At 71.5% G+C, this 24,841-nt stretch carries 19 protein-coding genes and 1 riboswitch; of the genes, 7 read left to right on the top strand and 12 right to left on the bottom strand.

Annotation, left to right across the window (positions count from 1 at the left end; genetic code table 11):
• Both ACGFNH_RS31040 and ACGFNH_RS31045 read left to right on the top strand, forming a co-directional pair.
• A partial coding sequence (locus ACGFNH_RS31040) for a hypothetical protein (RefSeq protein ID WP_393659444.1) occupies positions 1–730 on the top strand: 730 nt, incomplete at its 5' end.
• Positions 727–1,323 (top strand): type VII secretion system-associated protein, encoded by a 597-nt coding sequence (locus ACGFNH_RS31045; RefSeq protein WP_393659446.1) that lies wholly within the window; start codon positions 727–729, stop codon positions 1,321–1,323. The genes ACGFNH_RS31040 and ACGFNH_RS31045, both read left to right, overlap by 4 nt.
• A gap of 119 nt (positions 1,324–1,442) precedes the next feature.
• Here ACGFNH_RS31045 and ACGFNH_RS31050 read toward each other — a convergent pair whose 3' ends face one another.
• The 4 genes from ACGFNH_RS31050 to ACGFNH_RS31065 all read right to left on the bottom strand — a co-directional run bounded on the left by ACGFNH_RS31050 (position 1,443) and on the right by ACGFNH_RS31065 (position 6,905).
• The gene (locus ACGFNH_RS31050; RefSeq protein WP_393659448.1) at positions 1,443–2,093 is read right to left on the bottom strand and encodes a thymidine kinase; all 651 of its coding nucleotides are present in this window, start codon (positions 2,091–2,093) and stop codon (positions 1,443–1,445) included.
• Between the two features lie 112 nt (positions 2,094–2,205).
• Positions 2,206–3,414 (bottom strand): alkaline phosphatase family protein, encoded by a 1,209-nt coding sequence (locus ACGFNH_RS31055; RefSeq protein ID WP_393659450.1) that lies wholly within the window; start codon positions 3,412–3,414, stop codon positions 2,206–2,208.
• Positions 3,414–4,007, bottom strand: a complete 594-nt coding sequence (locus ACGFNH_RS31060) for a DUF5998 family protein (protein ID WP_393659452.1) — start codon at positions 4,005–4,007, stop codon at positions 3,414–3,416. Before ACGFNH_RS31060 ends, ACGFNH_RS31055 begins: the two co-directional genes overlap by 1 nt.
• Positions 4,008–4,103: 96 nt before the next feature.
• Positions 4,104–6,905, bottom strand: a complete 2,802-nt coding sequence (locus tag ACGFNH_RS31065) for a GNAT family N-acetyltransferase (RefSeq protein ID WP_393659454.1) — start codon at positions 6,903–6,905, stop codon at positions 4,104–4,106.
• 118 nt (positions 6,906–7,023) lie between these two features.
• Here ACGFNH_RS31065 and ACGFNH_RS31070 point away from each other — a divergent pair, with 118 nt between their 5' ends.
• Positions 7,024–7,305 carry an HPr family phosphocarrier protein gene (locus ACGFNH_RS31070; RefSeq protein WP_393659455.1) on the top strand — a complete coding sequence of 94 codons (282 nt, stop codon included), beginning with the start codon at positions 7,024–7,026 and terminating at the stop codon, positions 7,303–7,305.
• Between the two features lie 168 nt (positions 7,306–7,473).
• Here the strand turns inward: ACGFNH_RS31070 and ACGFNH_RS31075 are convergent, their stop codons facing one another.
• The 4 genes from ACGFNH_RS31075 to ACGFNH_RS31090 form a co-directional block, all read right to left on the bottom strand.
• Positions 7,474–8,172, bottom strand: coding sequence for a GntR family transcriptional regulator (locus tag ACGFNH_RS31075; RefSeq protein WP_393659457.1), 699 nt, complete (start codon positions 8,170–8,172; stop codon positions 7,474–7,476).
• Between the two features lie 217 nt (positions 8,173–8,389).
• Positions 8,390–9,166: a M23 family metallopeptidase gene (locus tag ACGFNH_RS31080; RefSeq protein ID WP_393659459.1), complete on the bottom strand. Its 777-nt coding sequence runs from the start codon at positions 9,164–9,166 to the stop codon at positions 8,390–8,392.
• Positions 9,167–9,181: 15 nt separating this feature from the next.
• Positions 9,182–9,374: riboswitch (cyclic di-AMP (ydaO/yuaA leader) on the bottom strand.
• A gap of 269 nt (positions 9,375–9,643) precedes the next feature.
• On the bottom strand, positions 9,644–11,011 hold the full coding sequence (locus ACGFNH_RS31085) for a M16 family metallopeptidase (RefSeq protein WP_393659631.1): 1,368 nt from the start codon (positions 11,009–11,011) through the stop codon (positions 9,644–9,646).
• 17 nt (positions 11,012–11,028) lie between these two features.
• Positions 11,029–12,417 (bottom strand): M16 family metallopeptidase, encoded by a 1,389-nt coding sequence (locus tag ACGFNH_RS31090; RefSeq protein WP_393659461.1) that lies wholly within the window; start codon positions 12,415–12,417, stop codon positions 11,029–11,031.
• A gap of 373 nt (positions 12,418–12,790) precedes the next feature.
• Between ACGFNH_RS31090 and ACGFNH_RS31095 the strand changes: the two genes are divergently transcribed.
• The gene (locus ACGFNH_RS31095) at positions 12,791–15,241 is read left to right on the top strand and encodes a DNA topoisomerase (ATP-hydrolyzing) subunit A (protein ID WP_393659463.1); all 2,451 of its coding nucleotides are present in this window, start codon (positions 12,791–12,793) and stop codon (positions 15,239–15,241) included.
• Here the strand turns inward: ACGFNH_RS31095 and ACGFNH_RS31100 are convergent.
• Together ACGFNH_RS31100 and ACGFNH_RS31105 are read right to left on the bottom strand one after the other, a co-directional pair.
• Complete coding sequence (locus ACGFNH_RS31100; protein WP_393659465.1) at positions 15,216–16,346, bottom strand: CobW family GTP-binding protein; 1,131 nt, start codon at positions 16,344–16,346, stop codon at positions 15,216–15,218. The two genes, ACGFNH_RS31095 and ACGFNH_RS31100, sit on opposite strands and share 26 nt — an antisense overlap.
• Before the next feature lie 30 nt (positions 16,347–16,376).
• Positions 16,377–17,537, bottom strand: a complete 1,161-nt coding sequence (locus ACGFNH_RS31105) for a citrate synthase (RefSeq protein WP_393659467.1) — start codon at positions 17,535–17,537, stop codon at positions 16,377–16,379.
• Positions 17,538–17,629: 92 nt separating this feature from the next.
• Between ACGFNH_RS31105 and ACGFNH_RS31110 the strand changes: the two genes are divergently transcribed.
• Positions 17,630–18,892, top strand: coding sequence for a citrate/2-methylcitrate synthase (locus tag ACGFNH_RS31110; protein WP_393659469.1), 1,263 nt, complete (start codon positions 17,630–17,632; stop codon positions 18,890–18,892).
• A 114-nt stretch (positions 18,893–19,006) separates the two neighbouring features.
• Here ACGFNH_RS31110 and ACGFNH_RS31115 read toward each other — a convergent pair whose 3' ends face one another.
• Entirely contained in the window at positions 19,007–20,026 is a 1,020-nt protein-coding gene (locus tag ACGFNH_RS31115) for a LacI family DNA-binding transcriptional regulator (RefSeq protein WP_393659471.1), read from the bottom strand.
• Positions 20,027–20,231: 205 nt separating this feature from the next.
• Here ACGFNH_RS31115 and ACGFNH_RS31120 point away from each other — a divergent pair, with 205 nt between their 5' ends.
• On the top strand, positions 20,232–21,404 hold the full coding sequence (locus ACGFNH_RS31120) for an ROK family protein (protein WP_393659473.1): 1,173 nt from the start codon (positions 20,232–20,234) through the stop codon (positions 21,402–21,404).
• A gap of 22 nt (positions 21,405–21,426) precedes the next feature.
• Here the strand turns inward: ACGFNH_RS31120 and ACGFNH_RS31125 are convergent, their stop codons facing one another.
• Positions 21,427–23,223, bottom strand: coding sequence for an alpha-glucosidase (locus ACGFNH_RS31125; RefSeq protein WP_393659474.1), 1,797 nt, complete (start codon positions 23,221–23,223; stop codon positions 21,427–21,429).
• A 356-nt stretch (positions 23,224–23,579) separates the two neighbouring features.
• Between ACGFNH_RS31125 and ACGFNH_RS31130 the strand changes: the two genes are divergently transcribed.
• On the top strand, positions 23,580–24,839 hold the full coding sequence (locus ACGFNH_RS31130) for an extracellular solute-binding protein (RefSeq protein WP_393659476.1): 1,260 nt from the start codon (positions 23,580–23,582) through the stop codon (positions 24,837–24,839).
• The last annotated feature ends 2 nt before the right edge of the window (positions 24,840–24,841 follow it).

The raw sequence follows: 24,841 nt of genomic DNA on the forward strand, positions 1-24,841 counted from the left end.
CGGCGCGCAACGCATGGAGAAATGGCACGCCGCCAGCAGATCCAACACAGCCAGAACCAAAACCGACTGGCAGGCCACCGGCTACGAACGCATCCAGATCACCCATCCACCCACCCGCTCGGGAAAGTTCACCGTCGAGGCCAGAAACCTGCGCGACCGCACGCATGAGGAGTACAAGAACGCCGGCACCCTGGCGGAACACAAGGACCTCATCAACAACCTCACCCACGCCTTCGAACACCCCGCCTGGGTACCCGGCCGCACCAACGAGCGCAAAGACACCAAACCCCTCAACCCTGCGTACACCAAGGGATTCGCCCCAGCCGACATCACGAAGATCGCCGACTACCTCGTACCCGAGACGGGGGCAGTGACGGAGACGGGGGCAGAGATGGAGACCCCGGCCACCGGCGCCGTGTCCGAGGGCGGGCAGGCCCACGCGCCCAGCCCCTCGCTGTCCGCCGAAGACGCGCAGCAGGGCCCGGAGTTCCTCGGCCCGGAGTTCCTCGGCCTGGAGCTCACGCACGCCGATGCGACCGGTCTCGCGTTCGGGACCGAAGCGGCCAGTGCGTGGGCCTTGAACCCGGAAGCCGTCTTTCAGGTGCGGGAGCTGCGGCTCGGCCCTGCGGACCTTGAGGAGCTCTTCCGCAGGATCGGGCATCGGACCGGCACTGGTGCCGGTGCCGATACCCCTGGACAGGCTCACGAAGCAGACAGGAGCGGTGTGTGACCACCAAAGAGACGTCCAGGGAGCAGCAGCTTCCCCCGGTTCCGGAAGACGTCCGCGAAGCGGCCCGGAGTGCCCCCGACCACTGGATCGGCGTCGTCGATCCGGGCTGGCGGGGTGAGGGAACGCCCCCGCCCTGGGCCGTGATCGGCGAATGGCGCTCCGGGGAGTCGGGAGAGGTGGAGGAGTGGCAGCCCAACGAGGACTACCGGCCTTCGCCGGCAGCGCTCGGCTGGCCCGAGCCGGCCGATCCCGTGGACGCCGCCGTCCAGCTCGCCGTCACCGGTTACGCGCCGGAGGCGCAGGCGATCGCGGCCCTCGGCACGGCCGAGATCACCGTGCTGAGGGCACCGGACGGAGGTCCGCTGCTGGTGTGCGGGCCGAACGGTATGCCGACGGTCCCCGTGTTCAGCTCGGCCGCACACCAGGCCTTCGCCGGCAGCCTCACCCATGACACCGTCCCGGCCGCCGAACTGGCCCACAGGCTCGCCCCGTCCGGTACGCCGATGACGCTCAACCCGGCGGGTCCGGCATCCCTGGTGGTGGGACCCGACACCGTGCTCGCCGCACTCGAACCCGCCCCGCCCGGCGGGTGAACGAGCGGTCGAGGATTTCCGGGCGCATCGGCTGCCGCATCACGATCAACAATCGCGATGACAGCATCCATCAGGCCGATGATGCGACCCGAGCCCACGCCGGGGGAGGAACCACGTCGTCAAGCTGGTGAAACCGGCAGGACATCGGGGGACAGCGCGCCCGCATGGGCAGACGCGCTGGTCATCCGGCGGAGATGGTGGCGGCGGCACAGGACCTCGTAACCGATCTCCTCCACCGGGCGGTTGACGTCCCCCACGACCACCTGAGCACCCTCGACCACCATCTCCCCGCCGACCGTACGGGCGTTGTGCGTTGCCCGGGCGCCGCACCAGCACAGTGCCTCCACCTGGAGGGCCTCGATCCGGTCGGCCAGCTCGATCAGTCGCTGCGAGCCGGGAAAGAGCTTGGTGCGGAAGTCGGTGGTGATACCGAAGGCGAAGACGTCGAGCCCGAGGTCGTCCACGACCCGCGCCAGCTGGTCGATCTGCTCCGGAGCGAGGAACTGCGCCTCGTCGACGATCACGTAGTCGGCCTTGCCGCCCTTGGACAACTGGTCGACCAGATACCCGTACATGTCCATACCCTCGGCGGCCTCCACAGCCTCTGCGACCAGGCCCAACCGTGAGGACAGCTTCCCCTCCCCCGCCCGGTCGTCCCGGGTGAAGATCACGCCCTGCAGGCCCCGGGCCGAGCGGTTGTGCCCGATTTGGAGCGCCAGAGTGCTCTTCCCGCAATCCATAGTGCCGCTGAAGAACACCAGCTCGGGCATGGAGATGAGGGCCTTTCCTCGGGCGGGCCCCCGTGGGCGCCGGGGCGCGCGCGGGGCCGGACGGCGCGTACGGGGTCAGGGGCGTACGGGGTCAGGGGGTGAACGGCACGGATCAGGTGCGGACTTCGAGAAGCGGGACGAGTTGTTCGACGGCGGTCATCGAGCCGTGCAGGCCGACCATCGCGGACTCGTGCGGCTCGGTCTCCAGGGCGACGATCGCGACGTCGTCGCAGGCAGCGGCCACCACATCGCCGATCCTGCCGTACACGCGCTCATCCACCCCTGCCCCCGGCGGCCCGAACCAGCCCGCCTCGATCGCCTCGTCACGCGTCGCCACCCACATCCGGTCCCCCAGCACCTCGTGCCAGACCGCGGCCACGTCGCCCGCGGCGCCGGGGACCGCGTACACGTGCCTGGCTCGGCCCTCGCCGCCCAGGACCGCGACGCCGGCCCGCAGTTCCCAGTCCTCGTCGAAGTCGATGCGCGACTCCGGGTCGAAGGGGATGTCGATCATGCCGTGGTCGGCGGTGACGTAGAGCGCGGAGCGGGGCGGCAGTTGCTCGGCCAGGCGCTCGGCGAGCCGGTCCACGTACGCGAGTTGGCCGCGCCATGCGTCGGAGTCCACACCGAAGCGGTGGCCCTTGCCGTCCACCTCGCTGTAGTACGTGTAGACCAGCGAGCGGTCACCGGCGGCCAGTTGCTCGGCAGCGAAGTCCATCCGCTCCTCGCCGGAGAGCCGACCGTGGAAAGTGCCGCCGCTCAGCGCGACGCGGGTCAGCGGGGTGTGCTGGAAGTCGGGCGAGGTGACCTGGCAGGTGTGGACCCCTGCGGCGTCGGCGCGTTGGAACACCGTGGGATACGGCTGCCAGACGTGCGGGTCCGTCCACGGCTTCCAGCGGAGCTGGTTCATCAGCGCGCCGGTGGCGGGGTCCATGACCGTGTAGCCGGGCAGGCCGTGCGCGCCGGGCGGAAGTCCCGTGCCGACGGAGGCGAGGGAGGTCGCGGTCGTCGACGGGAAGCCGGCGGTTATCGGCGTGCCGGTGCCGCCGTACGAACTGCCCAGCAGGCCGGTGAGGAACGGCGCTTCGCCGGGGTGCGCCTTCAGCAGCTCCCAGCCGAGGCCGTCGACGAGGAACACGCAGACGCGATCGGCCGGTTCGAGGCCGAGGTCCGCGGTCAGGCCCGGGACGCCCTGCCCGGCGGCCACGGCCGGCAGCAGATCCGCGAGCGAGCCCGAGCCGTACGCCGGCAGCGGAGCGCTCCGCGGATCGAGAAGCGCGGGCTCGTGCCGACCGGAGCCTGCGGTGGTGGGCTGGATCATCAGCGACCGGTCGAGGAGGCCACGGTGGCCTCGGAGAGCGCCTGCGCGAAGGCCAGGGTCTGGCGGACGGAGTCGGGGCCGTCACCCGCCTCGCTGACCCGGAGTGACAGGTCGTCAGCCGTGGAGGATCCGGTGTAGCCGTGATCCGCCTCGCAGTTGGGGTCGCCGCAGGCGGCGGGTTCGAGGTCGAGACGGTTGACGGCGCCCCAGCCGATCGTGAGGACGACCTCGCGGGGCAGGGTGCCGGGCGTGTACGACTCGGGGTTGGCCACCACGCGGCTCACCACCACCGAGGAGATCCGCTCCACCTTCACGGACTCCGTGGAGGTCGTGGCGTACGGGGAGGGGGACGAGTCGTCGGCGGCCTGCTCGTCCGTGTGGCTGACGATGAAGCGCGTGCCCGTGAGGACGAGCACGGTGACATGGCGCCGGACCTCGTTCGCGTCGAAGGTGGTCTCCTGGTGAACCAGGTAGGACGAGACCGGCTCACCGCCCACGGCGGCCTCCACCGCCTCGGCCACGAGGGCCGGGTAGTAGCCGCTGCGCTCGATGGCCGAGCGCAGACCCTGAGTCGTCGTACCGGTCTTCGCCATGCGCCCCATCTTACGGGGCCCGCGGCCCCCCGAAACTCCCATGGGCACGACCCGCGGCGGGTTCCGGCCCGGGGGCGGGCCCGCGGAGCGCTCCGCTCAGTACTCCGGCAGGCGCCGGGGCCCGAGGTCCGCAGGGGCGGGGCTGGGGGCGAGGCGCACCGAGGCGCCGAGCACGGTGAGCCCCTGCGGGGCCACGACGACGGGTTCCAGCTCGACATGGACGACCTCGGGATGGTCGTCCACGAGCCGCGAGACGCGCAGCAGCAGTTCCTCCAGGGCGTCGGTGTCGACCGGTTGCGAGCCGCGCCAGCCGAAGAGCAGCGGTGCGGTCCTGATCGACCGGATCAGCTCGGCGGCGTCACGGTCGGTGACGGGAACGAGCCGGTGCGCCGTGTCACCGAGCAGTTCGGACGGTGCCCCGGCGAGACCGAAGGAGAGGACCGCGCCGGCCGCCGGATCGATCGCGGCCCGTACGACGGTGTCCACGCCCCTCGGCGCCATGGCCTGGACGACCGGCCGCAGCTCGTCCGCCTTGCCCAGGTGGTCGGTGAACTCCTGGTGGGCGCGGCGCAGCTCGGACTCGTTCGTGAGGTCGAGCCGGACTCCGCCGAGGTCCGCGCGGTGCCGCAGGTGGGGCGCTGTCGTCTTCAGGGCCACCGGATAGCCCAGCAGCTCCGCGGCCCGGGCCGCCTCGTCCGGGTCCGGCGCGGGGAGCGTGGGGCGTACGGCGATTCCGTAGCGGGCGAGCAGGCGGGCCGTGGCGTCGGCGTCGAGCGGGCTGGTGCGCGGCACGGGCCCGCTGCCCGGTTCGTCCGCGGCCCGGGTGTCGCCGTTCGCGTCGCCGCCGAGGAGCGCGTCGATGTCCGACCCGGCGGCCGCCTCCTGGATGTCCTCGTACTCGGGCACCCGCCCCGGCTCTGCCGCCTGCCGCCGCCACTGCGCGTACCGGACGGCCTCGGCCAGGGCCCGTACGGCGCGTTCGGCGGCGGGGTAGACGGGGATGCCGCCGGCAGCAAGGGCCTCCGTGAGTCCCTCGATCTCCAGATGGACGACGGTCACGGGCTTGGCCGCGCCGCTCGTCTCCACCGCCTCCAGCACCGCGGCGGCCAGCGCGCGGCCCTCCGCCGCGCGGTCGGGTTCCGGGGACGTGTCGTCGCCGACCCAGGGGATCGCGTTGACCACGACCGCGTCGCACAGGTCGTCGGCCAGCGCCGCGGCGAGCGCGTCGCGGTAGTCATCGGGGGTGGCGGCGGTCGTGAGGTCGCGGGGCCGCAGCGGGCGCAGGCGCTCGGTGAGGGCGGCGTCGTAGGTGAGCAGGCCGAGGGACTCGGAGTTGCCGAGGACGGCCACACGCGGGCCGACGGGCAGCGGCTGCCCGGCGAGCAGCAGTCCGGCGTCCGCGAGCTCGGTAACCGTGCCGACGCGGATCACGCCGGCCTGGCGCAGGAGCGCGGACACGGTGGCGTCGGGGATACGGGTGGTGGGGACGGTGTGCCCGGTCGGGGCGCTGCCGGTGTGCCGGGCGCCCTTGACGACCACGACGGGCTTGACGGCGGCGGTGCGGCGGGCGAGCCGGGTGAACTTCCGCGGGTTGCCGATGGATTCGAGGTACATCAGCACGACGTCGGTGTCGGGGTCGTCGTGCCAGTACTGCAGGAAGTCGTTGCCGGAGACGTCCGCGCGGTTGCCCGCGGAGACGAAGCTGGACAGGCCGATCCGCCCGGCGCCGCGCCGCTGGAGTCCGGAGAGCAGTGCGATGCCGATGGCGCCGGACTGCGTGAAGAGCCCGAGGCGGCCGGGGACCGGCAGTTCGGGCGAGAGCGAGGCGTTGAGCCGTACGTCGGGGGCGGTGTTGAGGAGGCCGAAGGCGTTCGGCCCGATGATCCGCATGCCGAACGAGCGGGCCTGCCGGACGAGTTCGCGCTGGCGCTCGCGCCCTCCGGGACCGCTCTCCGCGTAGCCGGAGGCGAGCACCACCAGCCCCTGGACCCCGTGTTCGCCGCAGTCGGCGACGACGGCGGGCACGGCCTGCGCCGGTACGGCCACGACGGCGAGGTCCACCGGCTCGTCGATCTCGTGCACGAAGCGGCGGGCGGGGACTGCGGGTTCGCCGAGTTCGGGGGCGTCCAGTGTGCTCGCGTCGTCGGGGAACGCGTGGTTGACGGCGTACACGCGCCCGGTGAAGCCCCCCTCGACCAGATTGCGCAGCACCTGGCGGCCCACGCCGCCGGGACTGCGGCTGGTGCCGATGACGGCGACCGAGCGGGGGGCGAGCAGCCGCTTGACGGAGCGGGCCTCGGCGCGCTGCTCGCGGCCGCGCTGGACGGCCAGGGACCGGTCGGTCGGTTCGAGATCGAACTCCAGGCGCACCACCCCGTCCTCGAAGCTGCGCTGCTGGGTGTACCCGGCGTCCGTGAACACCTTGATCATCTTGCTGTTGGCGGGCAGCACTTCGGCGGCGAAGCGGCGGATGCCGCGCTCACGGGCCACCGCGGCGATGTGTTCCAGGAGAGCCGAGGCCACGCCTCTGCCCTGGTGCGCGTCCTGGACGAGGAAGGCGACCTCGGCCTCGTCCGCGGGGGAAGAGGCGGGCCGCCCGTCGGCGTCGATGCGGTCGTAGCGCACGGTGGCGATGAACTCTCCGCCGACGATGGCCGCAAGGCCGACCCGGTCCACGTAGTCGTGGTGCGTGAACCGGTGCACGTCGCGATCGGAGAGGCGAGGGTACGGTGCAAAGAAGCGGTAGTACTTCGACTCGTCCGAGACCTGCTCGTAGTAGCTGACCAACCGCTGAGCGTCGTCCGGGGTGATGGGCCGGATCTGCGCGGTGCCCCCGTCGCGCAGCACGACGTCTGCTTCCCAGTGGGCCGGGTAGGCGTGTTCCGGCGTCGTCCCCATGGGGCCAGCGTACGGGCGAGGGGCGGAGCGGGGCACTCCGTGTGCCATGAGAGACTGAGCGCAAGCTGGTCTAGACAACCCCGTCGGACACACCTGTCACGACCCGAAGGGCAACACCATGGTTGAGCGCCGCGTCACCGTCGGCTGGGCCGAGGGCCTGCACGCCCGGCCTGCTTCGATCTTCGTCCGTGCGGCGACGGCCGCGGGTGTTCCCGTGACGATCGCCAAGGCCGACGGCAACCCGGTCAACGCCGCCTCGATGCTGGCGGTGCTCGGCCTCGGCGCCCAGGGTGGCGACGAGATCGTGCTCGCCTCCGACGCCGACGGCGCCGACATCGCGCTCGACCGCCTGGCCAAGCTCGTCTCCGAGGGTCTCGAAGAGCTCCCCGAGACCGTCTGACAGCGCGTCCCGGAGCCGCCCCCGAAATGCGGGAAGCTTCGGAGTAAACCGGCTCGAAGAACCGCGGTGGACCCTTACGGTCCCCGCGCTTCTTTCGTCAGCGAGCATTTTCCGCCGGCCGTTCCGAATTCGGTGCGGAATTCCCCGCACCTGTATACGGCAGCCCTGTTAATTCTGCGCACTCATTGTGTTGACGGCGTGTTTCGCGGTGCTCACACACACCGGGCGGCGCATCCGGTGGACCGCCAGCGAGCGCTCGGTGTGCACCGCCATGAGCGCCCGGGCCCGGTCCGCTTCTCCGCGCGCCACCGCGTCGGCGATCGCGGCGTGCTCGTCCCAGGAGTTCGTCGCGCCCACCGGCGCGGGCGCGTACATCCACGCGATCTTGCGGCGGACCTGGGTGAGCAGCGCCGCGAGGCTGGGGCTGCCGGAGGCCTGGGCCAGCGTCTCGTGGAACCAGCCTTCCAGCGACCGCAGATCCGCCACCTGTCCGTGCCGCGCCCGCTCCTGGCCCAGCCGTACGAGACCGCGCAACACCTTGAGGTGGGCGTCCGTACGGCGCTGTGCGGCGCGCGCGGCGCCCAGCGGCTCCAGCAGCGCGCGGATGTCGAGCAGGTCGGCGGCCTCCTGCTCGGAGGGCTCGGCGACGCAGGCCCCGGCGTGTCTGCGGGTGGTCACGAACCCTTCGGACTCCAGGGTGCGCAGGGCCTCGCGGACGGGGACGCGGGAGACGCCGTAGCGTCGCGCGAGGACCTCCTCGGTCAGCCTGCTGCCGGGCGGATGGATTCCGGCGACGATGTCGTCGCGAATCGCCCGGCACACCGCACGCGCCGGAATACGGCCGGCTGCCGGTGTCTCGCCGCTCACATCCGATCCCGCATGGCCGGACCTCCGCTGCAATTCCCGGGAAACACGTTCGACCGCGTTCATTCAAGAACTGTATGGCACAACGGAGGAATTTCCATCGGGCGGGACCCGGACATGGATATCTTTTGGCCTTTGCGCGGTCCCCGGCTCGGTCCGTTGCGCGGTCCCCGTTCCCTCCTGCCGCCGGCGGGACGGCAGGAGGGTCCGCGTCAGAGGCTCACAGGCTCAGGCCGTGCGAGCGCAGGTAGGCCACCGGGTCGATGTCGGAGCCGTAGTCGGGGGATGTGCGGGCCTCGAAGTGCAGATGCGGGCCCGTGGTGTTCCCGGTACTGCCCGAGAGGCCGATCTTCTCGCCCGGGGTGACGGTCCGGCCGACGGAGACATGGACCGCGGAGAGGTGGCCGTACTGCGTGTACGTGCCGTCCTTCATCTTGATCACGATGTTGTTGCCGTAACTGCCGCCCCAGCCGGCCTCGACGACGGTGCCGGCGCCCACCGAGCGCACGGTCGTCCCCGACGAGGCGTGGAAGTCCACACCGGTGTGGCTGCCGGAGGACCAGGCGCCACCGGCGGATCCGTACGAGGTGGAGACGTAGCTGCCTTCGACGGGCAGGACAAAGGCGTTGAGGCGCTTGCGCTCGGCCTCGCGGGCCGCGCGCTTCTTCTCGGCCTTGACCTCCGCCGCCCGCTTCTTCGCGGCGGCCTCGGCCTTGGCACGGGCCGCGGCCGCATCGGCCGCGTCCTGCTGTGCCTCGGCCTGGGCATCCACGGTGCGGGCGAGCGAGTCGTCCATGACGATCGCCTGGCGCAGACCGGTCTGTTCGGCATCGGGCGCGTGGCCCGGCGCGGCTGCGGACGCGGGACCGGCGGCCAGTGAGGTCACGATCCCGGTGGTGGCGAGGGTGGCTATGCCCGCAAGGCTCGCGCCGGAACGGGCGAGACGGCTGGGGCGGCGATAACGGTGCTTCCCGGTGGCACGGGTGAACGACGCCATGCGGCGGCGGTGCTCCTTTCCTTCCTTCTCGCCTACCGGGTTAGCTGACGGGTTCGGAGCAGGAAGGTCTCCTACGGGCCCCTCGCGGGAGGCGCCCGATTCACCCCAGGGACTGCGCGCCCTCCCGCGCCGGTGCGGCGCGCGACGAGCAAGGTGGGTCCCCGGCTCCCCTGGCTCGCGCCGTACGGGGACTCGGCGATGACTGCCCGGAGCCGCGGGTGCGGCAGGTGTACCGGCCGGACAGCCGGACCGACGCTAAACGGGACATCTGTCAATCGCCAAAGAAATCAGGGCGTTTGTAGTCGACACCACAAAGGAAACGGCAGACTCAATAACAAACCGGACATACATCGGTACCCCGGAGCCACTCCGGGCTCCGGGGTACCGATGCTGTACGCGGTCGGGCCTGACGGGGCATCAGCCGCTGTCAGGGACGCCGTCCGCCGATGCGTTCAGGGGCAGCCGCTGTTCAGGGCGTCAGCCGCTGACCACCTTCACCTCGCCGATGCCCAGAGCACGTACGGGCTCCTCGATCTCGGAGGCGTCGCCGACGAGGATCGTCACCAGGCGGTCCGACGGGAAGGCGCTGACGGCCGCCGCCGTGGCCTCGACCGTGCCGGTGTCGGCGAGCTGGGCGTACAACTGCGCCTGGTAGTCGTCCGGGAGGTGCTGCTCGACCTGGTCGGCGAAGGTGCCCGCGACCGCGGCCGCCGTCTCGTACTTGAGCGGGGCGACACCGACGAGGTTCTGCACGGCGGTGTCCCGCTCCGCGTCGGTGAGCCCCTCCGCGGCCAACGTGCGCAACACCTTCCAGGTGTCCTCCAGCGCCGGTCCGGTGGAGGCGGTGTCCACCGAGCCGCTGATGGCCAGCAGCGAGGCGCCCGTGCCGTCGGGGGCGGAGCGCAACACCTGGCCGAACGCCCGTACGCCGTAGGTGTATCCCTTCTCCTCGCGCAGCACCCGGTCGAGCCGGGAGGTGAGCGTGCCCCCGAGGCAGTAGACGCCGAGGACCTGGGCGGGCCACACGCGGTCGTGCCGGTCGGATCCGATCCGCCCGATCAGCAGCTGGGTCTGCACCGCGCCGGGGCGGTCCACGATGACGACACGGCCTGCGTCGTCGGCGGTCACCGGGGGGACGGGCCGGGCAGAGGCGGTGTTGCCGGTCCAGGCGCCGAGGGTGTCCCCGAGGACGGCAGCGAGGTCGATCCCGGTCAGGTCGCCGACGACCACGGCGGTGGCGGTGGCGGGGCGAACATGGGCCTCGTAGAAGGCGCGTACGGCCGCGGCGTCGACGCGCTCGACCGTCTCCTCGGTGCCCTGCCGCGGACGGGACATCCGGGACGCGGACGGGAACAGCTCCTTGGAGAGCTCCTTGGCCGCGCGGCGAGCCGGGTTGGCCTGCTCGTGCGGGATCTCGTCGAGCCGGTTGCGGACCAGCCGCTCGATCTCGCCGTCGGGGAACGCCGGGGCGCGCAGGGCGTCGGCCAGCAGCCCGAGGGCCTTCTCCAGCCGGGAGGCGGGGACCTCCAGGGAGACGCGGACGCCCGGGTGGTCGGCGTGGGCGTCGAGGGTGGCGCCGCAGCGCTCGAGCTCCGCGGCGAAGTCCTCCGCGGTGTGCTTGTCGGTGCCCTCGGACAGCGCCCGCGCCATGATCGTGGCGACGCCGTCCAGTCCGGTGGGCTCGGCGTCCAGCGGCGCGTCGAGGTTCATGTCCACCGCGACGACCTGCTGGCCGGGACGGTGACAGTGCAGCACGGTCAGGCCGTTGGGGAGCGTTGCGCGCTCGGGGGCCGGGAAGGCCCACGGCTTGGCGGTGCCGCCCTGGGGCTGCGGATGGAAGGTCATGGCGGGGGTGGCGTCGCTCACTGAGCCGCCTCCTGTCCTGCGTTGTCGTCGGCGGCCTGGCTGTCGGCGGATGCGTCGGCGGCGTCCCCGCCGCCCGCGGCGGGTCCGGTCGGCTCGTAGACCAGGACCGCGCGGTTGTCGGGGCGCAGTCGCGCGGCGGCCACGGCCTTGACCTCCTCGGGGGTGATCTCCAGCAGCCGGTCGACGGCGGTCAGCGCCAGCTTGGGGTCACCGAACAGGACCGCGTAGCGGCAGAGCTGGTCGGCGCGGCCGCCGACCGTGGCGAGCTGGTCCAGCCACTCGCGCTCGAGCTGCGCCTGGGCGCGCTCCATCTCCTCCGGCGTCGGCCCTTCCTCGGCGAAGCGGGCCAGCTCCTGGTCGACAGCTGCCTCGATGTCCGGGACCTCGACGCCGCCGGAGGTCTTCACGTCCAGCCAGCCGAGGGAGGGCGCACCTGCCAGCCTCAGCAGGCCGAAGCCCGCGGCCACGGCCGTACGGTCGCGGCGCACCAGGCGGTTGTGGAGGCGGGAGGACTCCCCGCCTCCGATGACGGTGAGGGCGATGTCGGCGGCGTCGGCCTCACGGGTGCCGTCGTGCGGAAGGCGGTAGGCCGACATCAGGGCGCGGGCCGGGACCTCCTCCTCGACGACCTCGCGGAGCTGCTCGCCGATGGTCTCGGGGAGGGAGCCGTCGCGCGGAGCCGGCTTGCCGTCATGGCCCGGGACGGTGCCGAAGTACTTCTCGACCCAGGCCAGGGTCTGGTCCGGGTCGATGTCGCCGACGATAGACAGCACCGCGTTGTTGGGCGCGTAGTACGTGCGGAAGAAGGCGCGCGCGTCCTCCAGCGAGGCGGCGTCCAGGTCGGCCATCGAGCCGATCGGGGTGTGGTGGTACGGGTGGCCCTCGGGGTAGACCATCGCCGTGAGCTTCTCGAAGGCGGTGCCGTAGGGGACGTTGTCGTAGCGCTGGCGGCGCTCGTTCTTCACGACGTCCCGCTGGTTCTCCATCCCCTCCTCGTCGAGCGCGGAGAGCAGGCTGCCCATGCGGTCGGCCTCCAGCCAGAGCGCGAGCTCGAGCTGGTGGGCGGGCATGGTCTCGAAGTAGTTGGTGCGCTCGAAGCTGGTGGTGCCGTTCAGGGAGCCGCCCGCGCCCTGGACGAGCTCGAAGTGGCCGTTGCCCTTGACCTGGCCGGAGCCCTGGAACATCAGGTGCTCGAAGAGGTGGGCCAGGCCGGTGCGGCCCTCGACCTCGTGGCGCGAGCCGACGTCGTACCAGAGGCAGACCGCGGCGACCGGGGTCAAGTGGTCCTCGGAGAGCACCACGCGCAGGCCGTTCGCCAGGCGGTGCTCTGTCGCTGTCAGGCCGCCGGAGCCGGCCTGTTGCGTGGCCGTGTGACCCATGGGCATGTACGTCCCTTCGATCGCGTGTGAGTGAAGGTGGTGAGCCTCCCCTGCCACTGTATGCAAGCACGCCGCCACCTGGCGAAGTTCCGGAACGGCGGGCCCGAAGCCCGGCGTTCCCGCACCCCGTGCCCGGGAAGGATGCCACCATTGGTCCCCTCGTGCCCGCCGGCCGGTCCGCGCTCCGGCGACTGCGGCATAATCGGGCGCTTCCCGGCGGTACCGGCCGTCGGAGACCCCTCGCCGAAGACCGGTCCCGGCAGTGCGCGCCGCCCTCGACCGGGTCGTGGGCGGCGCTGTCGGCGGGTGGGTCCACAATGGTCGGCGTCAGGATCGTCGGAACACCCCGCTCAGGCAGTTCTAAGGAGCAGTAGCCGCGATGGCCCGCCGTAGTACGAAGACCCCGCCGCCGGACGACTTCGAGGAGCGCATCCTCGACATCGACGTCGTCGACGAGATGCAGGGCTCCTTCCTCGAGTACGCCTACTCGGTCATCTACTCGCGCGCGCTGCCCGACGCCCGCGACGGCATGAAGCCGGTGCACCGCCGCATCGTCTACCAGATGAACGAGATGGGCCTGCGCCCCGACCGCGGCTACGTGAAGTGCGCACGCGTCGTCGGCGAGGTGATGGGAAAGCTGCACCCGCACGGCGACGCCTCCATCTACGACGCGCTGGTCCGTATGGCGCAGCCGTTCTCGATGCGGCTGCCTCTGGTGGACGGGCACGGCAACTTCGGCTCGCTGGGCAACGACGACCCGCCCGCCGCGATGCGGTACACCGAGTGCCGGATGGCTTCGGCCACTTCCCTGATGACCGAGTCCATCGACGAGAACACGGTCGACTTCGCGCCCAACTACGACGGACAGGAGCGCGAACCGGTCGCCCTCCCGGCCGCGTACCCCAACCTCCTGGTCAACGGAGCGTCCGGCATCGCCGTGGGCATGGCGACCAACATGGCGCCGCACAACCTCGGCGAGGTCATCGCCGCGGCCCGCCATCTGATCCGGTATCCGAACGCCGACCTCGAGACCCTCATGAAGCATGTGCCCGGTCCGGACCTGCCCACGGGCGGACGGATCACGGGCCTGAGCGGGATCCGCGACGCCTACGAGACCGGGCGCGGCAGCTTCAAGATCCGCGCCACGGTGGCCGTGGAGAGCGTGACCCCCCGCCGCAAGGGCCTGGTGGTGACCGAACTCCCCTTCGCGGTGGGCCCCGAGAAGGTCATCTCCAAGATCAAGGACCTGGTCAACTCGAAGAAGCTGCAGGGCATCGCGGACGTCAAGGACCTCACCGACCGCGCGCACGGACTGCGCCTGGTCATCGAGATCAAGAACGGCTTCGTCCCCGAGGCCGTGCTCGAGCAGCTCTACAAACTGACGCCGATGGAGGAGTCCTTCGGCATCAACAACGTGGCGCTGGTGGACGGCCAGCCGCTCACCCTGGGCCTGAAGGAACTGCTCGAGGTCTATCTGGACCACCGGTTCACCGTGGTCCGCCGGCGCAGCGAGTTCCGCCGCACCAAGCGGCGCGACCGGCTGCACCTGGTCGAGGGCCTGCTGATCGCGCTGATCGACATCGACGAGGTCATCAGAATCATCCGGTCGAGTGAGAACTCCGCGGAGGCGAAGCAGAGCCTGATGGCGCGCTTCTCGCTGAGCGAGATCCAGACGCAGTACATCCTCGACACCCCGCTGCGCCGGCTCACGAAGTTCGACCGGCTGGAGCTGGAGGCGGAGCGCGACCGGCTGGGCGAGGAGATCGAGGAGCTGACCCGGATCCTGGACTCCGACCAGGAGCTGCGCAAGATGGTGTCGGGCGAACTGGCGCAGGTGGCCAAGAAGTTCGCGACCCCGCGGCGCACGGTCCTGCTGGAGTCCTCGAACGCCCCGGTCACCGCGGTGCCGCTGCAGGTCGCTGACGACCCGTGCCGGATCCTGCTGTCCTCTACGGGCCTGCTGGCCCGTACCGCCAACGGCGAGCCGTTCGGCGCGGAGGAGACCAAGCGCGCCAAGCACGACGTGATCCTCTCGGCGGTGCCGGCGACGGCCCGCGGGGAGGTCGGCGTGGTGACTTCGCAGGGACGTCTGCTCCGGCTGTCCGTGGTGGACCTTCCGATGCTCCCCGAGACGGTCACGACGCCGAATCTCGCGGGCGGTGCGCCGCTCGCCGAGTTCGTCAGCCTGGAGCCGGACGAGACGGTGATCTGCCTGACCACGCTGGACGAGTCCTCGCCGGGCCTGGCGATCGGCACCGAGCAGGGTGTGGTCAAGCGCGTGGTGCCCGACTACCCGTCCCACAAGGACGAGTTGGAGGTCATCTCCCTCAAGGACGACGACCGGATCGTCGGCGCGGTCGAGCTGCGCACGGGCGAGGAGGACCTGGTCTTCATCACCGACGACGCCCAGATGCTGCGCTATCAGGCCTCGCATGTGCGGCCGCAGGGACGCGCCGCCGGCGGCATGGCGGGCATCAAGCTGGGCGCCGGCGCGAAGGTGATCTCGTTCACCGCGGTCGATCCGGCGTCCGACGCCATGGTGTTCACGGTCGCAGGCGCGCAGGACACCCTCGACGGCACTGCTCAGGGCACCGCGAAGCTGACCCCGTTCGACCAGTATCCGCGCAAGGGCCGGGCGACCGGCGGTGTGCGCTGCCACCGCTTCCTCAAGGGCGAGGACGTCCTGGTCCTCGCCTGGGCCGGGGCCGTTCCGGCCCGTGCGGCGACGGCGGCGGGTACTCCGGCGGAGCTGCCCGAGACCGATCCGCGCCGCGACGGTTCGGGCGTGCCGCTGGCCAAGGCGATCACGGTAGTGGCGGGGCCGGTGTGACCGGCGGCTGATCCTGCGCGTAGCGCAGCACACCCCAGATGCTTTCGGGACCGGCCGGCTCCTGGCCGGTCCCGACGCATGTGATGAGCCGGTCCTGCAGAGCACCGGCGTCGATGCCGGTGCCGATCATGACGAGCTGGTTGGTGCGCTCCTCATCCCGCGCCCAGGGCGAGGGATAGAAGCGGAGGAAGTCGCCCACGGTGTGCACGGCGAACTTCTGCCGGTGCCCGTCCACGCCGAAGTGGACGAACCCCTTGATGCGGTACAGCCCTTCGGGCCGGGCGTCGAGGAACTCCATGAAACGGCGCGGGTCCAGGGGGTCGTCGCAGGTGAAGGAGACGCTCTCGTAGGCGGTGTGGAGGTGCGCGTCGTGGTCGCCTCGGGCGGCGTGGTCCGGGTGCCCGTGGACGTTGCCGGCGTGGCCGTGAGCGTCCTCTTCGGCGGCCAGGATCTCCGCGTAGACGTCCTCGAACGAGAGCTGCCGCACCCCCGCCCCGTCGTCCTCGCGCTCCCTCCGGTCGAAGAACAGCTCCGGGTCCACCCGTCCGTACGAGGCGTGGACCACGGGCCGTCCCGGGCTGAGCGTCCCCAGGAGCCCGAGGAGGCCGGACCGGTCGTCCTCCCCCACGCGGTCGGCCTTGTTGAGGACGACGAGGTCGGCGACGCGGAGGTGGCGGTCGAGTTCGGGGTGCCGCTCCCGGGTCGCCGCGAACTCCGCGGCGTCGACGACCTCGACCAGTCCGCCGTACACGATCCGCCGGTTCTCGCTGGAGAGGATCAGCCGGATCATCTCCTCCGGCTCGGCCAGGCCGCTGGCCTCGATGACGATGACGTCGATACGCGCCGAGGGACGGGTGAGCCGCTCCAGCATCTCGTCCATGTCGGTGGTGTCGACGGCGCAGCACAGGCAGCCGTTGCCCAGCGAGAGCATCGAGTCGACCTGTCCCGCCACGGTCATGGCATCGATCTCGATGCTGCCGAAGTCGTTGACGATCGCCCCGACACGGCTGCCTCTGCTGTGCCGCAACAGATGGTTGAGCAAGGTGGTCTTGCCCGATCCCAGGAATCCTGCGAGGACGATGACCGGGATCTGCTGGGTGACCACCGCTCGATCGTAGCCGGGCCCCGGGGAGCGTCAGACCGCCGGGACCGGCTGGGCCGGGGGCGGGCCGACGTAGCGTGCCGCCGGACGGATGATCTTGCTGTCCTCGGCCTGCTCCAGGATGTTGGCGCTCCAGCCGACGGCGCGTGCCGCGGCGAAGGTCGGGGTGAACATCTCCCGCGGGATGCCGCAGAGTTCCATCACCACGCCCGCGTAGAACTCCACGTTGGTGTGCAGTTCGCGGCCCGGCTTGAGTTCGGCGAGGATCGCCTCGACCCGCGCCTCGACCTGGACCGCGAACTCCACCAGGGGGCCGCCGAATTCCTCCGCGATGGAGCGCAGCATCCGCGAACGGGGGTCCTCTGTGCGGTACACCGGGTGCCCGAACCCCATGATGCGGTCCCCCGCCAGCACCCGTTCCCGGATCCACGAGTCGATCCGCTCGGGCGTCCCGATGGCGTCGAGTGTGTCCAGGGCGCGGCTCGGCGCGCCGCCGTGGAGCGGTCCTGACAGGGCACCGACCGCGCCCACCAGGCAGGCGGCCAGGTCGGCGCCGGTCGAGGCGATGACGCGTGCGGTGAAGGTGGAGGCGTTGAAACCGTGGTCCACCGTGGAGATGAGGTAGCGCTCGACGGCGCGGACGCGGATCGGATCGGGCTCGGAACCGTCCAGCATGTAGAGGTAGTTGGCGGCGTACGGCAGGTCGTCCCGTGGTGCGACGGGCTCCTCGCCCCTGCCGAGCCGGCGCAGTGCGGTGAGCAGTGTGGGGACGGCGGCGCAGGCGGCGAGCGCGTCGTGACGCCGGCCGTCGGGCCCGGTGTCGTACAGCGGCCGGAAGCCGGACGCGGCGCCCAGCAGGGACAGCGCGGTGCGCAGACCGGCGAGCGGCCCCGAGGCCGCGCCGGCGCGCGCGATCGCGGGCAGTACGGCGGCGACGTCCGCGGGCAGATGGCGCAGGGCCGCGGTCCGCCGCGCGAAGGCGGCGCGGGCGGCGGGGCCGGGGAGTGCGCCGTGGAACATCAGGTACCAGACGTCCTCGAACGTGCGCGTGCGGGCGAGTTCGACGGCCGAGTACTGCCGGTAGTGGTAGAAGCCTTCGCTCCCCCTGACGTCACCGAGCGCGGTGTCGGTGACGACGACTCCCTTGAGTCCACGCGGCACAGCGGCGGCGGCCTCGGGTGGGATGGTCTCCATCGTGTTCCTCCCAGAAGTATTGATTCAACTGTCCATCCTTGATTGAATTGATGTCAATATTGATTCAATCAACATGGGAGTGCGGTCGAGCCATGGCGCAGGACGCGGAATCCGCGGCGGACGGACGGCGGCTCAGCACCCGGGAGACGGCTGAGCGCCTGGGCGTGAAACCCGAGACGGTCTACGCGTACGTCAGCCGCGGGATACTGACCAGCCGCCGTACGCCCGGGGGGCGCGGCAGCACCTTCGACCCGGAGGAGGTCGACGCGCTCGCCCGGCACGGCCGCAGGGACCAGCCGGCCGCCGGGGGTGTCACGGGCGATGCGGGCGGCGCCCCGGCCATCGCCACGGGGATCACCTTGATCGGCGAGGACCGCTACTTCTACCGGGGCGTGGACGCGGTCGCGCTGGCCGAGCGGTACGGCTGCGAAGAGGTCGCCGAGTGGCTGTGGACGGGCACGATGACACCCGGCATCCGCTTCACCGCCCCCGAGGAGGCGCTGGCCGCCGCCCGCAGGGCCGTTGGCGCGCTGCCCGCGCACAGCGGCCCGGTGGACCGGCTGCGGGTGGCCGCCGTCGCGGCGGGCGCCGCCGACCCGCTCCGCTTCGATCTGTCCGGGACCACGGTCCTTGCCACCGCGCGCAGCCTGATCCCGACCCTGGTCGACGCCCTGCCGCTCGCCGGGCGCGAGCCGGGCTCCCGCGCCACTCTCGCCCGGCGCCTGTGGCCCCGGCTCACGGCCACCGCGCCCGACGAGGCGTCTCTGCGCGCCCTGGAAGCGGCGCTCGTCCTGCTGATCGATCACGATCTGGCCGCCTCCACCTTCGCCGCCCGCGTCGCCGCCTCCGCCCGCGCCCACCCGTACGCGGTGGTGGGGGCCGGGCTCGGCGCCCTGGAGGGTCCGCTGCACGGCGCCGCCGGCGCGCTGGCGCACCGGATGCTCGCGGAGGTCCTGGAGCGGGGCAGCGCGGCCGCGGTCGTCGCCGACCATCTACGGGCGGGCCGGCGCGTGCCGGGGCTCGGGCACCGGCTGTATCCGGGCCAAGACCCGCGCGCCCAGGCGCTGTTCGCGCGCCTGGAGAAGGTGAAGCGGGCGGCGCCGGCGCTGGAGGCGGCCCGCGAGGTGGAGGCGACGACGGCGCGGCACGCGAGTCTGCACGCCAATGTCGATCTGGCGCTCGCCGTGCTGTCGGTGTCCGCGGGGATGGCGCGCGGGGCGGGCGAGACGGTCTTCGCCGTGGCGCGCACGGCGGGCTGGATCGCCCACGCGCTGGAGGAGTACGCGGAGCCGCCGTTGCGGATGCGGCCCAGCGGTCGCTACCGCGGCCCGCGCCCGCCCCAGCCCCTCCCGTAGGCACGATGAGCCCGTTGAACCCGATGAGCGCGAAAGGAACTCCCGCCGCACGGGCAGCACCAGGCACTCCGCAAGATGGGGCGCATTTCACGCAAGGAACGGACAGTCCGTCCTCTACCGCGCCGCGCCTCGGGGCGCCTGCGCGGTGGACCCCCTGACCACCAGCTCCGGTTCAAAGAGCAGCTCGTCGCGTGACACGAGGTGGCCCCCGATCTGCGCGGAGAGCAGCTCGACGGCGGCCCGGCCCATGGCGTCGATGGGCTGGCGCACCGTGGTCAGCGGGGGCTCGGTGCAGTTCATGAAGGCCGAGTCGTCATAGCCCACGACGGACACGTCACCCGGCACCGAGAGGCCCCGGCGGCGGGCACCACGGACCACGCCCAGCGCCATCGGATCGCTGGCGCAGACGAATCCCGTCACGCCCGCGTCGAGAAGGCGTGCGGCGGCGGCCTGCCCGCCCTCCAGCGAGAACATGGTGCGGGCCACGTGCTCGTCCGGCAGCCCTCCCCCGTGGGTCCCCGCCAGAGCACGCGCGGCGGCCAGCTTGCGCTGCGAGGGCACGTGGTCGGACGACCCGAGCACCAGCCCGATCCGCTCGTGGCCGAGCGAGGCGAGGTGGCGCCAGGCCTGCTCGACGGCGACCGCGTCGTCGCACGAGACGCCGGGGAAGCCGAGGTGCCCGAGAGCGCCGTTGATCAGTACGACGGGAATCCTGCGGTCGGCGAGCTGCCGGTAGTGCTCGTGCGGGGCGTCGGCCAGCGCGTAGTGACCGCCGGCGAAGACCACGCCCGACACCTGCTGCTGGAGCAGCAGGTCCACGTAGTCGGCCTCGGAGACACCGCCCTTGGTCTGGGTGCAGAGCACGGGGGTCAGCCCGAGCCGGCCGAGCGCCCCGCCGACGACCTCGGCGAAGGCCGGGAAGATGGGGTTCTGCAGCTCGGGCAGGACCAGTCCGACGAGCCGGGCGCGCTCGCCGCGGAGCTGGGTCGGACGCTCGTAGCCGAGCACGTCCAGTGCACTGAGCACGGCCTGCCGGGTCCCCTCGGAGACCCCGGGCTTGCCGTTGAGAACACGGCTGACGGTGGCCTCGCTGACCCCGACCTTCTGCGCCACCTCGGCAAGTCGTCGCGTCATATCCGCAAGATTAGCGCAGGGTCGCGCAAGCGGATGGTGGGAGGGGTGGTCCTCAGCCCGCCTCACGCCGACGGGTCCCGCGCCGCCCCCCGCCTTGCCATAGTGGGACGCTCTGGTTACTTTCTCCCTTCAAGTAAGTACGACCCGGGGATTCCGGCCGCCCGCCGCCCACCGCGGCCGGCCACGTCAGTTGGAGGTTCTTGCGGTGACCGCGATCCCGCCGCCATGGACGCGGCTCACCGGCACCGCCCACGCCATCGCGCTCGAGGTCCTGCTGCGCGGCCCGCTCCCCCGCAGCGAACTCGCCCGGCGGCTGGGCCTGTCGGCGGCCAGCGTCACACGGCTGGCCAAGCCCCTCCTGGACAGCGGCCTGCTGGTGGAGGAGGGACCGAGCCAGCAGTCCCGTACCGGCCGCCCGACCCGGCCCCTGGACATCGCGCCCTCCTCCCACCACTTCATCGGCGTCAAGGTGACCGGCGAGGACGCGCACGCGGTCCTGACCACGCTGCGCGCAGAGGTCATCGCCTCCCGCCGGTCCGATCTCACGGGCAAGGACCCCGAGTCGGTCGTCGCCACGGTCGCAGGACTGGTCGCCGAACTGGCCTCGGCCGCCCCGCACGTGACCGCGCTGGGCCTGAGCCTCGGCGGGCAGGTGCCCGACCACCGCACGGTCGTGGCCGCCCCGTTCCTGGAGTGGACCGAGGACGTGGCGCTGGGAGCCCTGCTGGAGGACGCCACCGGGCTGCCCACCGTCGTGGAGAACGACCTGCTCGCCCTCACGCGCGCGGAGCACTGGTTCGGAGCCGCCCGCGACCACGACCGCTTCGCGGTCCTGACCACCGGCGTGAGTGTGGGCTACGGCCTGGTCGTGCACGGCGCGGTCGTCGACAGCCCGGACGCCGGGGTGGGCCTGGTCGGGCACTTCCCGCTCGACCCGTTCGGCCCCATGTGCCCCGAGGGCCACCGGGGTTGCGCGAGCGCGATGCTGGCGATGCCGAGCGTCTGCGCGACCGTGGCCGTGGGGCTGCAGCGCCCGGTGACGTACGAGGAGTGCCTCGACCTGGCCGCCGCCGGGCACCCGGTCGCGGGGCCCGTCATCACGGCGTCCGCACGGGCGCTCGGCCGGCTCGTCGCGGCCGTCGCCAACCTCACCATGACGCCTCTGGTGATCCTCACCGGCGAGGGCATCCGCCTGGCCGAGGTCGCCCGGCCCGCCCTCGACGAGGCACTGCGCCAGGACCGCAGCCCGCGGGCGGTACCGCTGTCACTCGAAGTACAGGCCGTCGACTTCTCGCAGTGGGCGCGGGGAGCGGCCGCGACGGCGGTCCAGGACTACGTGCTCAGCGGCGCCGCCGAGGAGAGCACAGCCGCGGAGTGAGCAGGCCACGGGGCGGATGCGGTCAGCCGACGGTGCGCCGCAGCACGTACGCCTCCCAGGGACGCACCACGAGCGACTCGTCCGGGATGCCCGCGACGTCGGGCGACGGATAGGCGTAGTTGGCGACGAGCAGGTCCGCCCGCGCCCAGGCGGAGGCGCCGGGCACCGGTACGGGCAGGGTCTCGGCGCTGAAGTTTCCGACGACGAGCAGCTCGGTGGACCGGAAGCGGCGCGTGAAGGCGTAGATCCGCTCGTCGTCGCCGAGCAGCATGGTGAAGTCGCCGTGGGAGACGGCCGGTTCGATGTGCCGGAGGGCGATCAGCCGCCGGTAGTGGTGGTAGACCGAGCGCGGGTCGAGCACAGCGGCCTCGGCGTTGATGTCCCGGTGGTTGGGGTTCACCGGGATCCAGGGCGTGCCGGTGGTGAAACCGGCGTGCTCACCGGCCTCCCACTGCATGGGCGTACGGGCGTTGTCCCGGCTCATGGCGCGCAGGGCGTCGAGCACCGCCTCCCCGTCGCCGCCCGCGGCGACGGCCTGGGCGTGGTGGTTGAGGGACTCGATGTCGCGGAAGTCCTCGAGCGAGGAGAACGGCGCATTGGTCATGCCGAGTTCCTCGCCCTGGTAGACGTACGGCGTGCCGCGGTGCAGATGCAGGACGGTGGCGAGCATGGTCGCCGACCGGACCCGGTACTCCTCGCTGTCGTCGCCGAAGCGGGAGACGACGCGCGGCTGGTCGTGGTTGTTCCAGTAGAGGCTGTTCCAGCCGGTGGAGTTGAGCCCCTTCTGCCAGCGCCCCAGCGTCGCCTTGAGGTCGGTGAGCCGCAGCGGCCGGACGTCGAACTTGCCGTCGCCGTGGTCGAGTCCGACGTGCTCGAACTGGAAGACCATGTCGAGTTCGGCGCGTGCGGGGTCGGTGAAGCGCCTGGCGTCCTCGATGGTGACCCCGGGCATCTCGCCGACCGTGAGCAGCCGGTCCGAGCGTCCGGCGAACACCTGACGGTGCATCTCCTGCAGGAACTCGTGGATCCGCGGGCCGCAGATGTAGGCCGCCGACCCGTCCCCGTACGGACTGCCGTCGCTCACGGGGCCGTCGGGCAGCGCCGGGTCCTTGGAGACGAGGTTGATCACGTCCATCCGGAAGCCGTCCACGCCGCGGTCGAGCCACCACCGCATCATCGCGTAGACCGCCTGCCTGACCTCGGGGTTCTCCCAGTTGAGGTCGGGCTGCTTCGGCGAGAACAGATGGAGGTAGTACGCGTCGCTCGCCGGGTCGTGGGTCCAGGCCGGACCGCTGAAGAACGAGCCCCAGTTGGTGGGCTCGGCGCCGGGCTCGCCGGGGACCGAGCCGGGGCGGGCGGGGCGCCACCAGTACCAGTCGCGCTTGGGACTGTCCGGCGAGCTCCGCGACTCGGTGAACCAGGGGTGCTCGTCGGAGGTGTGGTTGACCACCAGGTCCATGACGAGCTTCATGCCGCGTGCGTGGACGCCGGCGAGCAGGTCGTCGAAGTCGGCGAGGGTGCCGAAGACGGGGTCGATGTCCTGGTAGTCGCTGATGTCGTAGCCGTTGTCGTCCTGCGGCGAGGGGTAGACCGGGGAGAGCCACAGCACGTCGATGCCCAGGCCGGCGAGGTAGTCGAGCCGGCCGATGATGCCGCGCAGATCTCCGATGCCGTCGCCGTCCGAGTCGGCGAAGCTGCGCGGATAGATCTGGTAGACCACCGCGTCCTCCCACCACCTGGTCCGGTGGTCCCGGGCGTGAGGCAGCGCGTTCGGGTTCGGATCGGCGTCGCCGGTGCGGACGTGTGCGCTGCTGGTCACAGGTGGAACCTCTCCTGGGATGCGGGGCGCCTGCCCGCGGGGCTGGCGGAGCGGACAGGCGCCGCTTAGTTCTACGACGGAAGCCTCCATCCGTCAAATGTTCTATAGATCACCACTGAGGCGCCAGACATGGGCGCACATGCGCCAAATTTGAGCAGGCAGAGTTTCTTGACGAAGAAAAGTCGGCGTGCCACGATCCCGTCCACGGCTCGCCCCTGGCGCGGATGCCGCTCTCCGCAGCACACGTTCCTCCCTCCCAGAAGAGGGCCGCCCGACATCTGTCGGCGGCCGAGGCCTGCCGGGTGCGACGGCGGTGCGCGACGGCGCGTGCCGCCCATCCAGAGAAGGGAACTCCGATGCGCAGAGCGCTCCCGCTCGCCCTGGTGGCCACGTGCGCGGTGCTCGCGGCCGGCTGCGTCACCAGCCCCGACAGCTCCGGGTCGACCGGCAAGGCCGAGGGCACCATCACGTTCTGGCACTCCTACAGCGCCGACTCCCCCGAGGTGAAGACGCTCCGCGAGAAGGTCATACCGGGCTTCGAGGCGCAGCACCCGCGCGCGACGGTCAAGGACGTCTCGATCCCCTACGAGCAGCTCCACCAGAAGGTGATCACCTCCGCGGCCGGCGGCACCCTGCCGGACGTGCTGCGCTCGGACATCGTGTGGGTGCCCGAATTCGCCAAGCTGGGCCTGCTCGAGGACATGAAGGCGCTGCTTCCCGACTTCGACAAGATCGCCGCGAAGACGTACCCGGGCCCCCTGGAGACGAACAAGTTCCGGGACACGTACTGGGGCGTTCCGCTGGACACCAACACCCGGGTGCTGCTCTACAACAGCGACGCGCTGGCGACGGCGGGCCTGAAGACGCCGCCCAAGACCTTCAAGGACATGCGCTCCTACGCCGACAAGCTCTCCGCCAAGGGCGTCAAGCTCTTCGCCGACAACGACCTGACCGGCTGGAACGTCGCGCCGTGGATCTGGTCGGCCGGCGGTGAGCTCACCGACAAGGACTACAAGAAGGCCACCGGGTACCTCAACAGCCCCGCCTCCGTCAGGGGCGTCGAACTGCTCCAGGACCTCTACGACAAGAAGCAGATACCGCAGCTGATCGTCGGCAGCCGCGGCAGCAAGGCCCTCCCCCAGGGCCTGGCCAAGGGCCACTACGCGAGCCTGATGGACGGCCCGTGGCTCTACCCGGTGATCAAGAAGCAGTACCCCGACTTCGCGATGAAGGCCGCGCAGGTGCCCGCGGGTCCCGGCGGCAGCGTCAGCGTCGTCGGCGGCGAGAACGTCGTCGTCACCAAGTCCTCCGAGAACAAGCAGCTCGCGGCCGAGTTCACCCGCTACCTGCTCAGCCCGAAGGCCCAGAAGGCGATGGCCGAGGTCGGCCAGATGTCCGTGCTGAAGGACGTCGACATGGCCGCGATCGACCCGGTCTACAAGAGCTACGCCGCCCAGCTCAAGACGGCCCGCCCGCGTACGCCCGTGCCCAACTGGCCCAAGATCGACGACCTGTTGAAGAAGAAGCTGCAGACCACCTTCACCAACCACGGGAACGTCAAGAAGGCCCTCGACGAGGCTGCGGCGGAGATCGACGCGCTGCTGGCCGAGGGCTGAGG

The organism is Streptomyces sp. NPDC048639, assembly GCF_043199075.1.
Classification (GTDB): Bacteria; Actinomycetota; Actinomycetes; order Streptomycetales; family Streptomycetaceae; genus Streptomyces.